The organism is Sinorhizobium fredii NGR234 (assembly GCF_000018545.1).
Taxonomy (GTDB): domain Bacteria; phylum Pseudomonadota; class Alphaproteobacteria; order Rhizobiales; family Rhizobiaceae; genus Sinorhizobium; species Sinorhizobium fredii_A.
In genome coordinates, this window is record NC_012587.1 from 1,988,888 (window position 1) to 2,005,600 (window position 16,713).

12 protein-coding genes and 1 pseudogene are annotated in these 16,713 nt (G+C 62.5%); 6 read left to right on the plus strand and 7 right to left on the minus strand.

The features are described from left to right. Nucleotides 1–162: 162 nt before the first annotated feature. Nucleotides 163–1,287, plus strand: coding sequence for a helix-turn-helix transcriptional regulator (locus NGR_RS20905; RefSeq protein ID WP_012708464.1), 1,125 nt, complete (start codon nt 163–165; stop codon nt 1,285–1,287). Nucleotides 1,288–1,296: 9 nt separating this feature from the next. Here the strand turns inward: NGR_RS20905 and csgH are convergent, their stop codons facing one another. Together csgH and NGR_RS20915 are read right to left on the minus strand one after the other, a co-directional pair. Continuing rightward, nucleotides 1,297–1,599: a curli-like amyloid fiber formation chaperone CsgH gene (gene csgH, locus NGR_RS20910; protein WP_012708465.1), complete on the minus strand. Its 303-nt coding sequence runs from the start codon at nt 1,597–1,599 to the stop codon at nt 1,297–1,299. A 70-nt stretch (nt 1,600–1,669) separates the two neighbouring features. Then, a complete protein-coding gene (locus NGR_RS20915; RefSeq protein ID WP_164924382.1) occupies nt 1,670–2,029 on the minus strand; it encodes a hypothetical protein in 360 nt (119 codons plus the stop codon). Nucleotides 2,030–2,724: 695 nt separating this feature from the next. Here NGR_RS20915 and NGR_RS20920 point away from each other — a divergent pair. Next, a complete protein-coding gene (locus tag NGR_RS20920) occupies nt 2,725–3,894 on the plus strand; it encodes a hypothetical protein (protein ID WP_012708468.1) in 1,170 nt (389 codons plus the stop codon). A 438-nt stretch (nt 3,895–4,332) separates the two neighbouring features. Here the strand turns inward: NGR_RS20920 and NGR_RS20925 are convergent, their stop codons facing one another. The 3 genes from NGR_RS20925 to NGR_RS20935 all read right to left on the minus strand — a co-directional run bounded on the left by NGR_RS20925 (nt 4,333) and on the right by NGR_RS20935 (nt 7,959). After that, nucleotides 4,333–6,072 carry a TRAP transporter large permease gene (locus NGR_RS20925; protein WP_012708469.1) on the minus strand — a complete coding sequence of 580 codons (1,740 nt, stop codon included), beginning with the start codon at nt 6,070–6,072 and terminating at the stop codon, nt 4,333–4,335. After that, nucleotides 6,069–6,737, minus strand: coding sequence for a TRAP transporter small permease subunit (locus NGR_RS20930; RefSeq protein WP_012708470.1), 669 nt, complete (start codon nt 6,735–6,737; stop codon nt 6,069–6,071). The genes NGR_RS20925 and NGR_RS20930 overlap by 4 nt, the downstream gene beginning before the upstream one ends. A 79-nt stretch (nt 6,738–6,816) precedes the next feature. Further along, nucleotides 6,817–7,959 carry a TRAP transporter substrate-binding protein gene (locus NGR_RS20935; protein WP_012708471.1) on the minus strand — a complete coding sequence of 381 codons (1,143 nt, stop codon included), beginning with the start codon at nt 7,957–7,959 and terminating at the stop codon, nt 6,817–6,819. Between the two features lie 256 nt (nt 7,960–8,215). Between NGR_RS20935 and NGR_RS20940 the strand changes: the two genes are divergently transcribed. The 3 genes from NGR_RS20940 (at nt 8,216) to NGR_RS20950 (ending at nt 13,243) form a co-directional block, all read left to right on the plus strand. Next, the gene (locus NGR_RS20940) at nt 8,216–9,556 is read left to right on the plus strand and encodes a PQQ-dependent sugar dehydrogenase (RefSeq protein WP_012708472.1); all 1,341 of its coding nucleotides are present in this window, start codon (nt 8,216–8,218) and stop codon (nt 9,554–9,556) included. 195 nt (nt 9,557–9,751) lie between these two features. Continuing rightward, complete coding sequence (locus NGR_RS20945; RefSeq protein WP_012708473.1) at nt 9,752–11,524, plus strand: adenylate/guanylate cyclase domain-containing protein; 1,773 nt, start codon at nt 9,752–9,754, stop codon at nt 11,522–11,524. A gap of 468 nt (nt 11,525–11,992) precedes the next feature. Further along, nucleotides 11,993–13,243: an IS110 family transposase gene (locus NGR_RS20950; RefSeq protein WP_012708474.1), complete on the plus strand. Its 1,251-nt coding sequence runs from the start codon at nt 11,993–11,995 to the stop codon at nt 13,241–13,243. A gap of 104 nt (nt 13,244–13,347) precedes the next feature. Here NGR_RS20950 and ftsZ read toward each other — a convergent pair. After that, nucleotides 13,348–14,384: pseudogene (gene ftsZ / locus NGR_RS20955) on the minus strand (cell division protein FtsZ). Between the two features lie 313 nt (nt 14,385–14,697). Here ftsZ and NGR_RS20960 point away from each other — a divergent pair. Then, nucleotides 14,698–14,892 (plus strand): hypothetical protein, encoded by a 195-nt coding sequence (locus NGR_RS20960; protein ID WP_012708477.1) that lies wholly within the window; start codon nt 14,698–14,700, stop codon nt 14,890–14,892. A gap of 25 nt (nt 14,893–14,917) precedes the next feature. On the opposite strand, the gene NGR_RS20965 is transcribed toward NGR_RS20960, so the two are convergent. Beyond that, on the minus strand, nt 14,918–16,630 hold the full coding sequence (locus NGR_RS20965) for an HAD-IIB family hydrolase (protein WP_012708478.1): 1,713 nt from the start codon (nt 16,628–16,630) through the stop codon (nt 14,918–14,920). Nucleotides 16,631–16,713 lie beyond the last annotated feature (83 nt).

Genomic DNA, 16,713 nt, shown 5'->3' on the forward strand with positions numbered 1-16,713 from the left:
GCAAGTGTGACGTAGTGAGTCTTCTTAACGCCCTGCTGCAACAGACATTTTTCTATTAAAGGTCCATTGCTGAATCACCGATTCATCTAGAACGAATTGTGAACCAAATTTCTATTGCGTGTCGTCATTGAAAGGGGCGTTGTGTAACCGGAGTACTGGACGATGTCGGACGCGTACCAAGACAAATTATTGCTTAGCCTCATTCAAGCGATTTACGAAACAGTATTATTGCCTTCCGCTTGGGATCGAATTGTCGCGGATCTGACGAAACTGGCGCGGGCGGAATCGGGCGCCATTCTCGGATTCGAGGGGCTCGACAACAAAAAGATCAGCCTTGCCGTCAAGGGTGTGCAGCGGTCGGCTCTGCTGGACGTCGATACGCTTTCGGCGCTCGACGATGCCACGCTCGCGATGGGCTTGGGAGCGATCGCGACCCTGCCCGTGACGCTGGCGAACAGCGCGCCATGGTCTTCCGCCTTGCGTCGCTGCTTTGGCGAAGACGGCAAACTTCTCGTTCTGCTCGTATCGAAGGAAGGAAGCCGGCGAATTTTCGTCGCCTGCTTCTTCCCGCACGCGGCCGATAACCATCTGGCGATAGCCGCCGAAACGCTGATGAAGGTTCTCCCCCATTTCCAAACGGCGTTCGCCTTGCAGAAAGCGATGGTCAACGAACGGGAAAAATCGACACGCACGGAACGGGCTCTGAGAAGCTGCGCCACGTCGTCGGCCATTGTCACCGCCGATCTTCGGGTAAAATTCGCCAATCGCCGCTTTGGTCGTTTTGTCGATGCCTCGGGATCGTTCATCGAATTCAGCGATGAAGGGCTCGAATTCCAGGACGAAGAGCTTCAGTCGGAGGTCGAGGACCTGATCGAACAGGCGCGTGTCAACAAGCACGATCACCACCTGCGCTGGGCGAAGAGCAAACGAACCGGAGTAAGCTGGATTGTCAGCGTCGATTTCCTGTCGTTTGGCAGCGACACCTATCGATTCGGCAACGTCTTCTCCAGCAACGAGCCGAGCTTTCTGCTGACGATCCGGGAGCTGAGCCGGAACACCTTGCTCACTCCCGACGATATCAAGACAGTCTTCGGGCTCACGCCAACCGAAGCTGCGTTGGTGCACTCGCTTGCCAACGGCGACGCGCCGTCCGACATCGCGAAACGGCGGGGCGTTTCCAAGAACACCGTCCACAATCAGCTCGCCTCGGCGATGGGGCGGCTTGGTGTGCGCCGGCAGGCGCAGCTCCTGAGTTCGCTCGCCGTGCTTTCGTTTTTCACGAAATGACCGGGCCGGTCACGGAACAGAACTTTCGCACAACAGCACCCCGTCGGCGCCGTAGACCGACAGGCGAGCCGTCCACACATCGGGTGCGGCGCTGACCATGATCGTTGAAAGCTCTTGCCGTCCGGCTTGCTCGCTCGCGAACGCGCCGGCTTGCACATTCGTCGACGACCCCGTCATCACCTTGAAGTGATAGGTCCCCCTTTCGGTCCAGTCGCTGTGCAGCGTCGCAACCAAGGAGGTCAGATTGTTGGTTCTGGAATGCTCGATGACACATTCGATCGGAGCATAGGCGATTGCATCCACGCTGATCATGGCCTCATCCCGCAGGTTGTTTCTCCCAAAAGAGGACCGGCCGCCATCGCGGCCGGTCGATCAACGTCGATCAGTCCTGCACTGTGATGGAGAGATTTCCTTCTCCGTCCTGGTGGGTCAGCGATTTGTTGCCGTAACCGAACTGGAACGTGCCCGAAGCGTTGTACTTGCCCTTTTGCAGGGTGATCGCCTTGTGGTTCTTTCCGAACTGCGCCGTTCCGGAGATATTGCCCTTGCCTTCCTGAACAGACACGGACTGGTTACCCTTGCCGACTTGCCCGGTTCCGGAGAAGTTGCCCCAGCCCGACTGGCCGGTTGCAGACATGTTGCCGAAGCCCTTCTGGCTCGTCACGGATACGTTGTTGCCGGCATAAGCGCCGGAAACGGTGGAAAATGCGAGAAGTGCGGAAATTGCAAGCGTCTTGATCATGACCATGTCTCCCACTTGGACGCCATCATGGCGCCAGGAGACGGTCGCAGAATTATCTTGTTTAGTACTCATGAACAGATAACTAGAAAGTGCGTACGTTTCTCGCCAAAGAATCACGTTTTGTAACAAAAAATTCACCAATATATTCGCTCAGTTGGTGCAATTATACTATTACTATTCCAGAAATTTACCCAACTTGAAAGTTTGGAAATCCAAGCAACCACAATCTTGGTTATGTTTTCTCAATATGCTGCTCGCCTCCGTCGACGGCCGCCTCGCAGGTGCGTTCAGCAGCGCACTCTTTTTTTACCAATTCCTGAAATACTGCAGGCGAACGCCTTTGTTCGCCTCGATCTGAACCGCCAAGCCGCGGGACACCTGCTGCATGTCTCCTTAAATCGACGTCGATTTAGGGACAAAGACATGCAGCAATTCAAAGTGCTACAGCGACCTTTGCGCGCCTGATAAGGCGCGCGGCACTGTGGAGGCACGACTGAGCAGTACCGAGTATCAGTTGATAAGGGGAAAACGTTCTGGGCGCCGACGATGTGGGGCGGCATCCCTCGACCGAGGAGCCGCACGGCAGCATCACAACCACGTTGATTGCTCGCTTGCCGGGCCACTTAGCCGGTGTCTTGGCGATCGTCATCTGTTGGCAGCAGTCAACCGATGTGAGGGCCGACGAGCCGATACAGATGATGAGTTCGGCAGACGTTCCGACTTTCTCCTGGAGCTTTGGCGCCCGCTGGGAAGACATCGACACGCCGGACCTGGCCTCGAACGTCATGGCGCCGGTCGGGACTGGTCTCGATCCACCCGATACCGTCGGCGTAAGAACGGCTTTTTCCTTCCGGCTACCGCTCGAAGAAGCCGGGAGCGGACCGTTCTTCCTGGAGTGGGACGGAACGATTTCGCATGCAAGCGGCTCCTCCCGGACGGTCGTGCAGCCGGTCGGCAGCAGCTTTGATCTTACGGCCGGCGAACCGGCCGGCGGAAGCATCTCTCTGGCGACAGCGACCGACCTCACGGGAGCGACCGCCGCCGGCACGATACATTTCACGGATAGTTCGGGCGATGACTCAGGCATCATGGCCTTCGCCCATTCGCCGGCAGGAAACGGCAATGCCATCACGCAATATGCCACCGGCGGCACGCGAACGGGGGCCGCGTTCATGGCCCTGGTCACCCGCGGCACTCCATCGGCCGCCGCCTATGCAGCTTTTGCGGACGATCGAGGTCTCTTCTTTCAGGCCCTCGGCGACCTGGAAGGAAGTGTCGTAAGATCCTCGGTCGAACAACGGGCGAACCATTTCGATCAGACGCTCTGGCTCGGCTCCTCGCTCGATCTTGGGAACGGCTGGACGATCACTCCGAGGTTCGGCCCGACTTACCGATCGACAAGGCAGGACACCGTGTTCCGCACGGAAGTCGACATCGATGAGGGCGTTGTGTCCGGTGTGGCAATTCCAGCTATCGGCTACCAGGAGACGATCAAGCTCTCCGCCGACTATTACGGCGTCGTTTCCGGTCTGACCGCGGAGACACCGGTGGCCGAAAACATCCGGTTTCAGGTCAATTTGAATGCGGGCGTCGCGCATTATCGGGCGCGCCTCGACAACCACGCGACCGCGATATTCCCGGAAGCCGATATCAGCCTGTCCTCCAGCGAGCAAAAGCGAAGCGGCGGCACGTTCCTTGCCGACGTCAGCGCTGCGATGATCTTTTCGTCACATGAAAGCCTCTCGGTAAAGTTTGAAGCCGGCACGAGTTTCCTCGCGGACGTGCCGGTCTATCGGTCCGGAACGCTCGATACGGACGACACGCAGAGCTACTATCTGGCCGTCGGTCTGGTCCATCGGTTCTGAGGGACTCCTATTTGACATTCTCGACCCAAGAAGACCGTATACCGGGTCAAATACAGTGGCATCACCCACCGGGAAGAAAACGCCAGGTTGCGCAAGAATCGATCGTGCACCGTTACAATTCGCCCTGAAAAGTTACTGGACCGAAGCCGCTGATCTGGCGAATATGCGGTTGCAAATCATCGAACTGATTTCAGTATCAATTTAGATCAGAGCTCACTGCGAAGTGAGCTCTGATTGAGAATCGAACCGGTTGAGCTCGCGGCGGCTCTCGGGGAAACGTGCTGATCGGTACAGCCCAGTATATTCCAGGGCGGGCGCGACATTACCGCCAAAATGACTGCGCCATAGGTGGGACATTTCACCGCTTCCTTGAAGGGCTCGCTTGCTGACAGCGGGCCCTTTCTTTGACTCGAGACCGGGACGGTTCGGCGCGCCTGCTCAGCCGTAGAGATAGTTCGGCAGCCACAGTGTCATGCCGGGCCAGATATACATGATGATCATGCAGAGGATAACGATCAGCATGTAGGGCATCATGCCCGCGAAAATCTGCCTGAGCGTGACGTGCGGCGGAGAGACGCCCTTGAGATAGTAGGCGGACATGGCGACCGGGGGCGACAGGAAGGCCGCCTGGAGATTGACGAAGACGAGAACGCCCCAGACGATCGGATCGATGTCGAAGTGCCGGAGCATCGGCAGGAAGATCGGCACGAAGATGATGATGATCTCCGTCCATTCGAGCGGCCAGCCCAGGATAAAAATGATCGCCTGCGACAGGATCATGAACTGCAGTGGTGTGAGATCGAGGGCGAGCACCCATTCCTCGACCAGCGCCTGTCCGCCGAGGATCGCGAAGACCGCGGAAAACAGCGCCGATCCGACAAAGAGCCAACAGACCATCGCCGTCGTCTTCGCCGTCAGGAACACCGCTTCCTTGGTCCGCTTCCAGTTGAGCGTTCCCGCCTGCAAAGCGAGCAGAAACGCCCCCGCCGCCCCGACCGCTGCGGATTCCGTCGCTGTCGTGATGCCGAAGAGGATGACGCCAAGCACGACGATGGTGAGGATGGCAAGCGGCATGACAGAGGAAGTCAAGAGCTTGACGACCTGTAGGCGTTCGGCCGTCATCTTGCGATAGTACCGGACGAGCAGGATGAGCGCGACCGCCGCCGCCAGCCCGAACCACAGGTAAAAGCCCGTCGCCGGTCCGTCGGCGCCGGTCGGCGCGGCATCTGCCGAAGGTGCTCCGAGTTCCTCCAGCCCCTCGGGCGCTTCGGCTTCAGCCCCCTCAGGATGGATGACCACATACCACCACACAAGCGCCAGCGTGCCCGAGGTCAACAGAAAGGGGACGAGCGCAGCGGCTGCATTCTTGAGAAGCTTCCAATAGGTAAGAGGTCCTTCTTCCGTCTCGATCGCCCATGCTCGCCGAGGTGAGAACAGCGCGGCAAGGAGCCCGACCAACATGTTGCGCGAATAAAGCGCCTCGAAGCGCCTCATCCAGGCCGGCACCGGGACACGAGTCTCTTCCTCGGGAAGGGCCGGCGCGATCTTCGGATTGAGCGCCGCCCAGCCAAGGACATAGGCAAGATAGAGAAGCGCGAGGAAGAAGCCCGGGAACATCGTCGCGGCATAGAGTTTGACCACCGATTGCCCGGCGACCGCCGCATAGACGATGATCATCACCGAGGGCGGGATCAGGATGCCGAGCGTGCCGCCGGCGGTGATGACCCCGGAGGCGAGCTTCACGTCATAGCCGGCGCGCAGCATCGGGTTCATGGCGATCACCCCCATCAGCACCACGACCGCGCCGACCAGGCCGCTGGCGATGCCCCAGAAGGTGCAGATGATCAGCGTCGTCACTGCGAGCGAAGCCGGCACCCGGCGGAAGGAAAGCTGGACGCTGTAGAACATCTTGTCGACCAGCGCGCCGCGCTCCATCACATAGCCCATCAGCACGAAGAGCGGGATGCAGATCAGCACGTCGTTGGTCATCGCCCCATAGGTGCGCTGGACCATGAGGTCGAAGACGCGGTTGTCGATCCAATGCTCGGCGGGATTGTAGAAGGCGTAGAAGCCGAAGACCATTCCGAGCCCCATCAGCGTGAAGGCCGTCGGAAATCCCATCAGGATCACAACGACGATAAGCATCAGCATGGTCAATCCGAGAAACGGGTCGCTCACGGCTCCTCCTCACCCCCGAGACCGCGCTGCCGGGCCGCTTTTTCGATGTCCTGCGCCCGCTCGATCGCCGCTGCGCGAGCCTCGACGTCGACATGTTCGCTGTGGGCAAGCTGCTCGGCGACCACGTCCATCTCCTCGACGTCTTCCATCCGGCGCGGCCATTCCCCGGTCCTCAGGCAGGCGATGCAGCGGACGATCTCGGCGAGCCCCTGCAGCATCACGAGGGCGCCGGCCACGGGAATGACCGTCTTGAAATAGTAGATCGGCGGCCCTTCCGCCGTTACGGTCGAGTGCTCACCGATGCGCCAGGAAAGGGCGGCATAGTCGTATCCGGCATAGACGAGTGCTGCGACGCCCGGCAGGAAGAACAAGATATAAAGCGCAAGATCGAGCGCAGCCTGGGTGCGGGGTTTCAGCGAGCTGTAGATGAAATCACCGCGCACATGGGCGTTCTGTGCCAGCGCATAGGCGCCGGCCAGCATGAACAGCGTGCCATAGAGCATGTTGCTCGCGTCGAAGATCCAGGCGGTCGGCGCATTCATGATATAGCGCTTGAATACCTCGACGCAGACCAGCGTCATCAGACCGATGATCAGCCATGCGGCGGCCTTGCCGGCCCACACGCTGAGCTTGTCGATGCTGATGAGAAAATGCTGAACGTCCACGCGTCCCCCCCCCCGGATGCCCCACGCTCCGACCACGCGTCACCGGCACCGACCCGCTGACGCGTGAAAGGTGAGAAAGTCAGAGCGACTTCGCGACCCCCTCTTTCCCGAAATAGTGGTCGAACGCCAGCCGCCGTCCGACGAGGGTGTCCTGTTCCCACCGCGTGGCGCGCTCGGCAAAGGCGATCTGGGACTGGATCACCTCCTTGAACAGCGGGTTTTCAGCCGACTTCTTCTTCACCACCTCGTCGTAGACCTCGAGCTGCCTCTTGAGGATCGCCTCCGGCGTCTTGTAGAACTTGACCTGATCGGTGGTCTGCATCTCCACATAGTCACGCGAGTAGCGGTCGATCGCCTTCCAGTGCATGTCCTGCGAGGCGGCTTCCGCCGCATTGGCGATGATCGCCTTTATCTGTTCCGGCAACTGGTCGTATCGCGCCTTGTTGAACAGAACTTCGAACTGCTCGGCATTCTGGTGATAGCTCTGCAGCATGCAGATCTTCGATACGTCCGGGAAACCGAGCACCCGGTCGGACGAGGCATTGTTGAACTCCGCCGCGTCGAGCAGGCCGCGATCGAGCGCGGCGACGATCTCGCCGCCCGGCAGAGCGTTGACCGCCGCGCCGAGCCCGGTGAAGACGTCGATCGAGATGCCGACCGTGCGGAATTTGAGGCCCTGGATATCCTCGGCCTTGGCGACCGGCTTCTTGAACCAGCCGAGCGGCTGCGTCGGCATCGGCCCATAGAGGAACGAAACGACATTGGCGCCGATCGATTCATAGAGCTTGGCAAGCAGGTCCTTGCCACCACCGTATTTATGCCAGGCGAGCAGCATGTTGGCATCCATGGCGAAGCCCGGCCCTGAACCCCAGAGCGCCAGCGCCGACTGCTTGCCGTAGTGGTAGGCGACGACGCCATGACCGCCGTCGAGCGTCCCTTGCGATACCGCATCGAGCAGGCCGAAGGCCGGCACGACGGCGCCCGACGGCAGCACCTCGATCTTGAGATCGCCGCCCGTCATGTCGTTGACCTTCTTGGCAAAATCAATTGCGAACTCGTGAAAGATGTCCTTCGACGGCCAGGTACTTTGCCAGCGCATGTTGGTCGGCCCTTGCGCCTTGACGACGCTAGGCGCCGCGACTGCCGCTGCGCCGGCCATGGCCGCGCCGCTCAAAAATTGGCGACGCGATGTTCTCCCCCGGGTCCGGGTTCCTTGCTTCATCTTTTCCTCCCAGAGCCTGCGCACATGAGGAACAGGTTTCCGCAGGCGATTCAAAGTTCTACGAGGCGGCACGCCCAATTCGAGGCGTCGCGCCCCAGTCGTTTCGAGCTGCTTCAAGAATACTCCTGAATGCTGCCCCACGCAAAGATTGCAGGAACAAGAAGGGAACACGGGTGTTTGAGGGACTGACTAGGAATATTGCGCCACGGCCGCGCATCTAATGCCGAAACGGCGCAATGCATTCGGAGGACATCCGATGAAGACCGGCTTCCCGCGCAACTCACTCATCATCATCCTGGGCGCGCTTCTCGTGGGCTGCACCAGCGTCTCCGCGCAGCGCACCGGCGCAATCGCCGGGAGCGGTGGCTACGGCCCGAACCCCACGCTGCCGAAGCCAAGACCGACGCTGATCCCGACTATCAGGATTGCCGAGGCGAAAGGCTGGCCGGGAGGTGCGTTACCGCAGCCGGCTAAAGGGTTGAAAGTGAATGTCTTTGCATCCGGCCTGGACCACCCGCGTTGGCTGCATGTGCTGCCGAACGGCGACGTGCTGGTCGCCGAAAGCAATGCTCCGGAGAAGAAGAACAGCGGCTTCAGCCTTCGCAAGCTGGTCATGGGCGCCGCGATGAAACGGGCTGGCGCGGCGACGAAGAGTGCCAATCGCATCACACTGCTGCGCGACACGAATGGCGACGGCGTCGCCGATCTGCGCCGGCCGTTTCTCGAGGGGCTCAATTCGCCCTTCGGCATGACCTTGTCGAACGGCAGGCTTTACGTCGCCAACACCGATGCGCTGGTCGCCTTCCCCTATAGGAGCGGCCGGACCCGGATAACCGCAAGACCGGAAAAGATCGTCGATCTGCCAGCCGGTGATCTGAACCACCATTGGACCAAGGACGTCATCGCGAGCCCCGACGGTCGCAAGCTTTACGTTACGGTGGGCTCAAACAGCAATGTCGGGGAGAACGGCATGGCGGCGGAGATAAACCGTGCAGGCGTGCTCGAGGTCGACCGGGCAAGCCGCCGCACCCGGGTGTTCGCCTCCGGGCTGCGCAATCCGAATGGCCTCTCCTGGAACCCTGAGAGCGGCGAGCTCTGGGTCGCCGTCAACGAGCGGGACGAGATCGGTGACGATCTTGTCCCGGATTATATGACCTCTGTTCGCGCCGGCGGTTTCTACGGCTGGCCCTACAGCTACTTCGGCCAGAACGTCGACGCACGGGTCAAGCCGCAGCGCCCGGACCTCGTCGCCAGGGCGATCAAGCCCGACTACGCGCTTGGCTCGCATACCGCCTCGCTTGGGCTGACATTCTCCAAGAAAGCGAAGCTGGGGCCGAGCTACCGCAACGGCGCTTTCGTCGGCCAGCACGGCTCCTGGAACCGAAGCGTCTATAGCGGATACAAGGTCGTCTTCGTCCCATTCCGCAACGGCGAACCGAACGGCCCGCCGAGGGACGTCCTCACCGGTTTCATCGGCCGCGACAACAAAGCGATGGGTCGGCCGGTCGGCGTTGCGATCGACAGGACGGGCGCCCTGCTCGTCGCCGACGACGTCGGCAACATCATCTGGCGCGTGACGCCGGCGAAGGGTCGGTAGACCGCTCCACAAACAGCTCCATCTCGATGGCGAAAGCCCGCGGTGGACACCCCTCTCTGCCGTTGCTACTCTTCGCAGGTGGGCCGAGGGACGGCTGCCTGGCGGTTTCGCGCCTCATTTCCTGGAAACCGTCGCGCCCGTGACTTGAGTTGAATCACTCCAGATCGGCGTGATTTCAAACGAGGAGGTTGCCGCATGAGGCGGCTGGCAGCGATCCTGGATGCGGATGTCGTCGGCTACAGCCGCCTGATGGGGCTCGACGAGGCGGGAACCTTCAGCGCGCTGAAGGCCTGCCGCAGCACCCTGATCCTCCCGACAATCGCCGCGCATAGCGGCCGGATCGTAAAGCAGACGGGCGACGGCTTGCTGGCGGAATTCGCGAGCGTTGTCGATGCCGTCGGCTGCGCCATGACAATCCAGCAGATGATGCCGCAGCACAACGAAAAGGGCAGCACCCAGCGCTTGGAACTGCGTATCGGCATCCACCTCGGCGACGTCTTTGTCGAAGACGACGACATCCATGGCGACGGCGTTACCGTCGCGGCGCGCCTCCAGGAAATCGCTCCGCCCGGCGGAATCTGCGTTTCGCAGCAGGTCCATGATCACGTCGCGTCCAAGCTTCATTTCCCGGCCACCGATTTCGGCAAGCGGACACTCAGCGACGTGCGTGGCCCCGTTCGCATCTGGGGATGGCAACCGGGTGGGACGCCTGAGCCCGCCCCGGCCGCGCCGCCGCCGGACGAACGGCCGCTACAGGAGCGTCAGCGCCCTTCGATTGCCGTCCTGCCCTTCGTCAACCTCTCGAGCGTCGGCGAGCAGGAACATTTTTCCGACGGTTTTACGGAAGAATTGATCGCGACGCTCGCCCGCTGCCGCTGGCTCAGGGTGGTGGCCCGCAATTCATCCTTCACCTACAAGGGCAAGTCCGTCGACGTCAGGAAGGTGGCGGAGGACCTTGGCGTCAAATACGTCATCGAGGGCAGCGTTCGCCACTCCGGGAACCGCATCCGGATTACCGCCCAGTTGCTGAGCGGCGAAAGCGGCATGCTGCTCTGGGCGGAGCGCTATGACCGCACGCTCGACGATATTTTCGTCCTGCAGGACGAGATCGCCGGCCAGATCACCGGCACCGTCGAGCCGGAACTCGGGATCATCGAATTCGCGGCGCTGCGTGGCCATCCCACCGCCGACATGGATGCCTGGAACATCTATCTGAAGGGCCTCTGGCACCTCTACAAGTTCAACATCGACGATCTGAAGACCGCCAAGCAACTCTTCGAGCGGGCTATCGGCCTCGAGCCCACCTTCGCGCAGGCCCATGCGCGGCTTGCCTATGTCCATATCCAGCTCGGCTGGTACGGGCCGCTGGAGGAACGGGCCGAGCGGATCGGCGACGCCATTAGGCTCGCCGAGCGGGCGATCGCCCTCGACAGCCGCGAGCCGGCAGCGCATCTGGCGCTCGGCCGGGCGCTGGCGCTCGGCGGCCAGCCGGAGCGCGGCATCGACCATCTGCGCAACGCGCTCCGGCTCGATCCGAGTTTCGCCCAGGGCCATTTCGCCCTCGGCCAGGCGCTTTGCTATGTCGAGCGTCCGGAAGAAGGCATCACCGCGATCAACGAGGCTTTCCGGCTGAGCCCGCGCGATCCGCATCTCTGGACCTTCCACAACATGCTGGCGATCGCCCACTATCAGGCGGGACGGCTTGCGGAATCGGTTGCCGCGGCCCGCGCCTCGCTGCGCCAGGAAAACGTCACCTTCTGGCCCGCCATGGTGCTGGCAGCCGCCCTCGGCGCCGAAGGCCCGAGCGTCGAAGCAGGTGAAGCCGTTGCCGCCCTTCTTTGCCGGCGACCGGACCTGACGGCCGACAAGGCGCGGGCCGAATTCTATTTCGGCAGCCTGCCGGCCATGCCGGAGCATTTCATCGATCGCTTCGTCGACGATCTGCGCCACGCTGGCCTAAAGGCTTAGCTTCGTACAGAGCAGGCGCGCCCCTCATCCGGCCTGCCGGCCACCTTCTCCCCGCACGCGGGGCGAAGGGAACTCGCGGCGCCCTCTGAAATCCCCTCTCGCCGCTGCAAATCCCTTCAACGGGGCGCAGGAGACCCGCGGCGCCCTCTGAAGTCCCCTGTACCTTTTTCCGGCGGTTCTTGGGTTGCACGCCGTCGTCGCGTGTCGTGCGAAGTGAAGCGTAGCGGAATGAAGCATGACCCGCGACGATGGCCGAAATTGGCGTAGCCTTCCTGAACCGAGCCGATTCGTCGGGAGCAACCAATTGTCCCCTGTGGCCCGACCACCTGGAGAGGACGCGTGCCCCGTCGGATTGGCCGTGATCGATGCCCCGTGGGGAGTCCGCGCCGGAGCTGTATCCGTTTCCGAGCGCCAGTACAGGGATCGGCGAAGATCGCGGTGGCTCGCAGGCTTGGACGAGGAGAAGGGATGACCGATCAGAAACAATTCTATGCCGGCGTCGACTGGGCGTCGGAGAGCCATCATGTGTTCCTCACGGATGGTGATGGCCGGAAAATCGGCGAAAGGGTCTTCAGGCACGGCGGCGAAGGGCTCGCCGAGCTGGCGGCCTGGCTGACGGCAACCAGCGGTGCAACCGAGGCCGGGCAAATCCAGGTCGCGATCGAGGTGCCGCACGGGCCCGTGGTCGAGACGCTGATCGAGCGCGGCTGCCAGGTGCATGCCATCAACCCGAAACAAATGGATCGCTTTCGCGACCGGTTCACCCTGGCCGGCGCCAAGGACGACAGCCGCGATGCCGAAGTGATGGCCTCGGCCTTGCGCACCGATCGCCGGTGCTTCCGGCTGCTCGCCGCCGCCGATCCTGTCGTCATCGAATTGCGCGAATGGTCGCGCATGGCCGAGGACCTCGGCGCCGAGCGCAACCGGTTGACCAACCGCATGCGCGAGCAGCTCTGGCGCTACTTTCCTGCGCTGCTCGAGCTCGAAAACGACCTCGGGGCCGAGTGGCTGCTCGATCTCTGGGAAGCCGGGCCGACGCCGGCCAAAGCCGCGCGGATCCGCGCGGCGACGATCGCCAAGCTTCTCAAACGCAACCGCATCCGCCGCGTCGACGCCACCCATGTGCTCGCCGTGCTGCGCACGCCGCCCGTCAAGGTCGCCGCCGGGACGACCGAAGCCGCCAGCGCCCACATTGCCACGCTCATTGCCCGCATTCGCCTCGTGAACCGGCAGCTCAAGCAAGCGCATCAGCGGCTCGATACCCTGACTGCCCGCCTTGTCCCGACCGAGGAGACCGAGCCGGGGCAGAGGAAGCAGCATGACGTGGAGATCCTCGCATCCTTGCCGGGAGTGGGAAGGATCGTCCTCGCCACGCTGCTCGCAGAAGCCTTCGATGCCCTGCAGCGACGTGACCACGCCGCCTTGCGCAGTTTGACAGGAGTCGCGCCCGTTACCAAGCGGTCCGGCAAGAGCTGCATCGTCATCAGAAGACAGGCCTGCCACGACCGGCTCGCCAACGCCATGTACCATTGGGCACGCGTCGCCATTCAGCACGACTCTCGGAGCCGTTTGAAGTACGCCGCCCTTCGAAGCCGAGGTCACAGCCACGGTCGTGCCCTGCGATCCGTCGCCGACCGCCTCCTCAACGTCGCATGCGCAATGCTGAAAACCGGCACCACCTTCAATCCTTCCTTGGCCGAGCAGAAACTCTCTTGCTAAACGGTGGGGAGTCCTCTCCCCGCATGCGGGGCGAGGTTAGCCTCGGGTTTAACCCGAGGAAAGGGCAAATATACGCCACTTCCGAACGGGGCTTGTCGAACCAACTACTGCAGCGTCCGCACCGGCGCGGCCGCCGGCTGGCCGTTCATTGCCTCGGGCGCCGCCGCGTCGGTGCCGCGGCCGCTGTCGAGGCCGGTCGCCCGACCGAAACGCGGAAGGTGCCGTCGAGGCTGCGGTCGAAGATCGCGCCGACGACGATGTCGGCCTCGTCGTAGACCTCCTCGCGGATCCGGGTCGCCGCTTCGTCTACCTCGAAAAGCGTCATGTCCATGCCGCCGGAGATCGACACCAGCACGCCCTTCGCGCCGCGCATCGACACTTCGTCGAGTAGCGGGTTGGCGATCGCCGCCTCGGCCGCCATCATCGCCCGGCCCTCGCCGGCCGCCTCGCCGGTGCCCATCATGGCGCGGCCCATCCCCTTCATCACCGTCTTCACGTCGGCGAAGTCGAGGTTCATCAGGCCTTCCTTGACGATGAGGTCGGTGATGCAGCTGACGCCGGAATAGAGCACCCGGTCGGCGATCATGAAGGCATCGGCGAAGGTGGTCTTGGAATCGGCGATACGGAAAAGGTTCTGGTTGGGGATGACGATCACCGTATCGGCGCTTTCGCGCAGCCGCTCGATGCCGAATTCCGCCGTCTGCATGCGCCGCTTGCCTTCGAAACTGAAGGGCTTGGTGACGACCGCGACCGTCAGGATACCGGCCCGCCGCGCGGCTTCCGCGATCACCGGCGCCGCGCCGGTGCCGGTGCCGCCGCCCATGCCGGCGGTGACGAAGCACATATGCGTGCCGCCGAGGTGATCCATGATCTCGTCGATCGATTCCTGCGCCGCCGCATTGCCGATGTCCGGCAGCGAGCCGGCGCCGAGGCCTTCGGTGATGGCCGCGCCGAGCTGGATGCGGCGCGCCGCCTTCGACATGGCGAGCGCCTGCGCATCCGTATTGGCGGCGATGAAGTCGACGCCCTGCAGGTCTTCGGCGATCATGTTGTTGATCGCGTTGCCGCCGCCCCCGCCGACACCGATGACAGTGATTTTCGGGCGCATCTCGGTGATGATCGGCTTCTTGTACTCTGTCATGGCTCTTCTCCTTGGGCAGTTCCCCGGCCGTCGAAAGCTGCCCGTGCCCCGGGAAACGCGATCGAATGCGGTGCGGCGCGAATCACACGCCTTCATTCTAGGAATTCAAAAAGGCCAGGGAGAAGGCAAGAGGGGCAAATTCAAGGCAAGTCCACAGCTACGTGTACGGCAGGCGAACCACTATCGGCATTTTGACCACAAGTTGCACGCCCATCCCTCCCTATTCGGGCGCGGCAAAAGCGAAAAGCATTCCGGAAGGAACAAGCAAATGCCCCGGCACGTTCCATTCCGTATTCATTGAGGAGTGGCTGCAATGGGTGTCGACCAAGCCCCGACGACAAAGGGCAAGAAATCCGCTGGCGGTCTGCACAAGAGCGCCGCCAAGGAAGAGAAGAAGGTGGAGGCGCAAAAGGGATCCGATCTTGCCAAGGGCGCCGATCGGTTCGAGGAGCGTTCGAAGAGTTCCGACGGCAGGAGCGCCGGCGCGAAACAGAAGCCGAAACGCTAAACTCGTTTCGTCCCTCGCCGCCGCCTCAGCGGGTCCCGGAAGCCGCTGCGATGTAGCGACGGCGCACCGCCTCGGCGAGCTTGTTGCGGCTCTCGGCGGGTGAGAGGGACCGATCCTCTTCGATTCCCGCCGCTTTCTGTGACAGGTCGGGATCGCCGATGCTCTCGCCGAACCATTTCGAGTAGTCGCCGGCCCTGAGGTGGTGTTCCCACGTCTCGTCGTCGATTCCTTCGGCAATCTGCAGGAAGATCGTCAGATTGTCGGCGCGCAGGTTCAACTTGTCCTCCGGACCGCGGAAATAGAAGCTCGCCTCCTCGCCGAGATGCCCTTCGGCATATTTGCGCGCGTTGCGCGTGCGAACCTGCTTCGGCTTTTCGGCCCGGATGCGCTGCACCGACGCACCTGGCGCGCGCCGCCAGAAAAGCACCTCCTCGTCTTCGTGGAATTTTTCGAGGCCCGCCGGCGACGCCTCGCCGACCGCCCGGCAGAAGGTCTCGATCGCCTCGTGCGCCTTGGGGCCGAGGGCCACCACCGCCGTGACCGCCGCGAGTACGCCTGGCGAGGCCGCATCGGGATGGTCGGTGATCATGATCGTCCCCGAAATGTCGTCCGCAGGCGCCAGCGGGGCACCGTCGCGCGCCGCCGGCATGAGGTGATCGACCGCGTCGATGATCAGCCAGTGCGGCCGGCCCGTCCGGGCGCGCTGCGCCGACAGGCCCGACATCAGCTTGGCGAAGAAGGAGGGGCGTTCCTCGGGCTCGAAACCGAGCGCGCTGACAACCACATTGTCGTCGGGGTTGGCGAGGATTTCGAGCACCTGGCTGTCGGTCGGCGTGGTCGAACCGTTGCCGACGGTCACTGCACCTTCGAGATCCTCGTAGTCGCCCTCCGGATCGAAAACACAGAACTGGAAGCGCCGCTCGCGCAAATGCTCCGAAAGTGCCGTTGCGAGCATCGACTTGCCGACGCCGGAACTTCCGGCGATCAGCAGCACGTCAGGCGGTCCGATTTCCACCGGCCCATTCTCGCTCTCGCCGACCGGCACCAGGTGGCGCTGATTGGTGCAGAACGCATAGTCGCGCTCGACCATCGCGACGATCAGCTCCTCGACCCCCTCGCCGCGCGCGCCTTCAAGCGCAAAATCGGCGGTATCTTTCAGGGCCGGTAAGGCGTTCGCCACCGCCGCGCCGCAGCCGCACATCCGCAGCAAGGCGTGGTCGTTCTCCGCATCGCCGACCGCCACGACGTTCAGGAAGGAAAGCTGCATCTCCTTCAGCGCCGCCTTCAATCCCGTCGCCTTGTTGACCCCGGTCGGAAGGATCATCACCGCGCCCTTGTTGAAGATGATCTCGAGCTCGAGGCCGAGCTCGTTGATCGCTTCCAGTGCGGCCGCCTGATGCGGCTCCCAGGTGGCGACGATCGAGCGCCCGACCGATATGTCATCGACGCCCTTCTGCCGAAGGCGCTCGACGAATTCCCTCGGCGGCGCCGGCGCGATCGGCGTCTCCTCACCGGTATCGGGCGAGTAGAGCAAGGCGCCGTTCTCGACGACGACCTTGTCGAAGAGGTCGATTTCAGGGAAAACCCGCTTGAGGTCCGGCAACTCGCGCCCCGTGACGAGCAGCAGCTTGCGGCCCGTCTGCTTCAGTCTTTTCAGCGCGTCCAGGGTTTCCGGCCGGACCATGCCGTCCTCGGCTAATGTGCCGTCATAATCCGTCGCAAGAGCCATGAAATACATGAGATTGCCCGCCTCTCGTGCCGGGTCGGCCTCCCCGACCTCGCCGTTATAGTGCTGACGGGGAACGTGCGAGCCCCATGCTG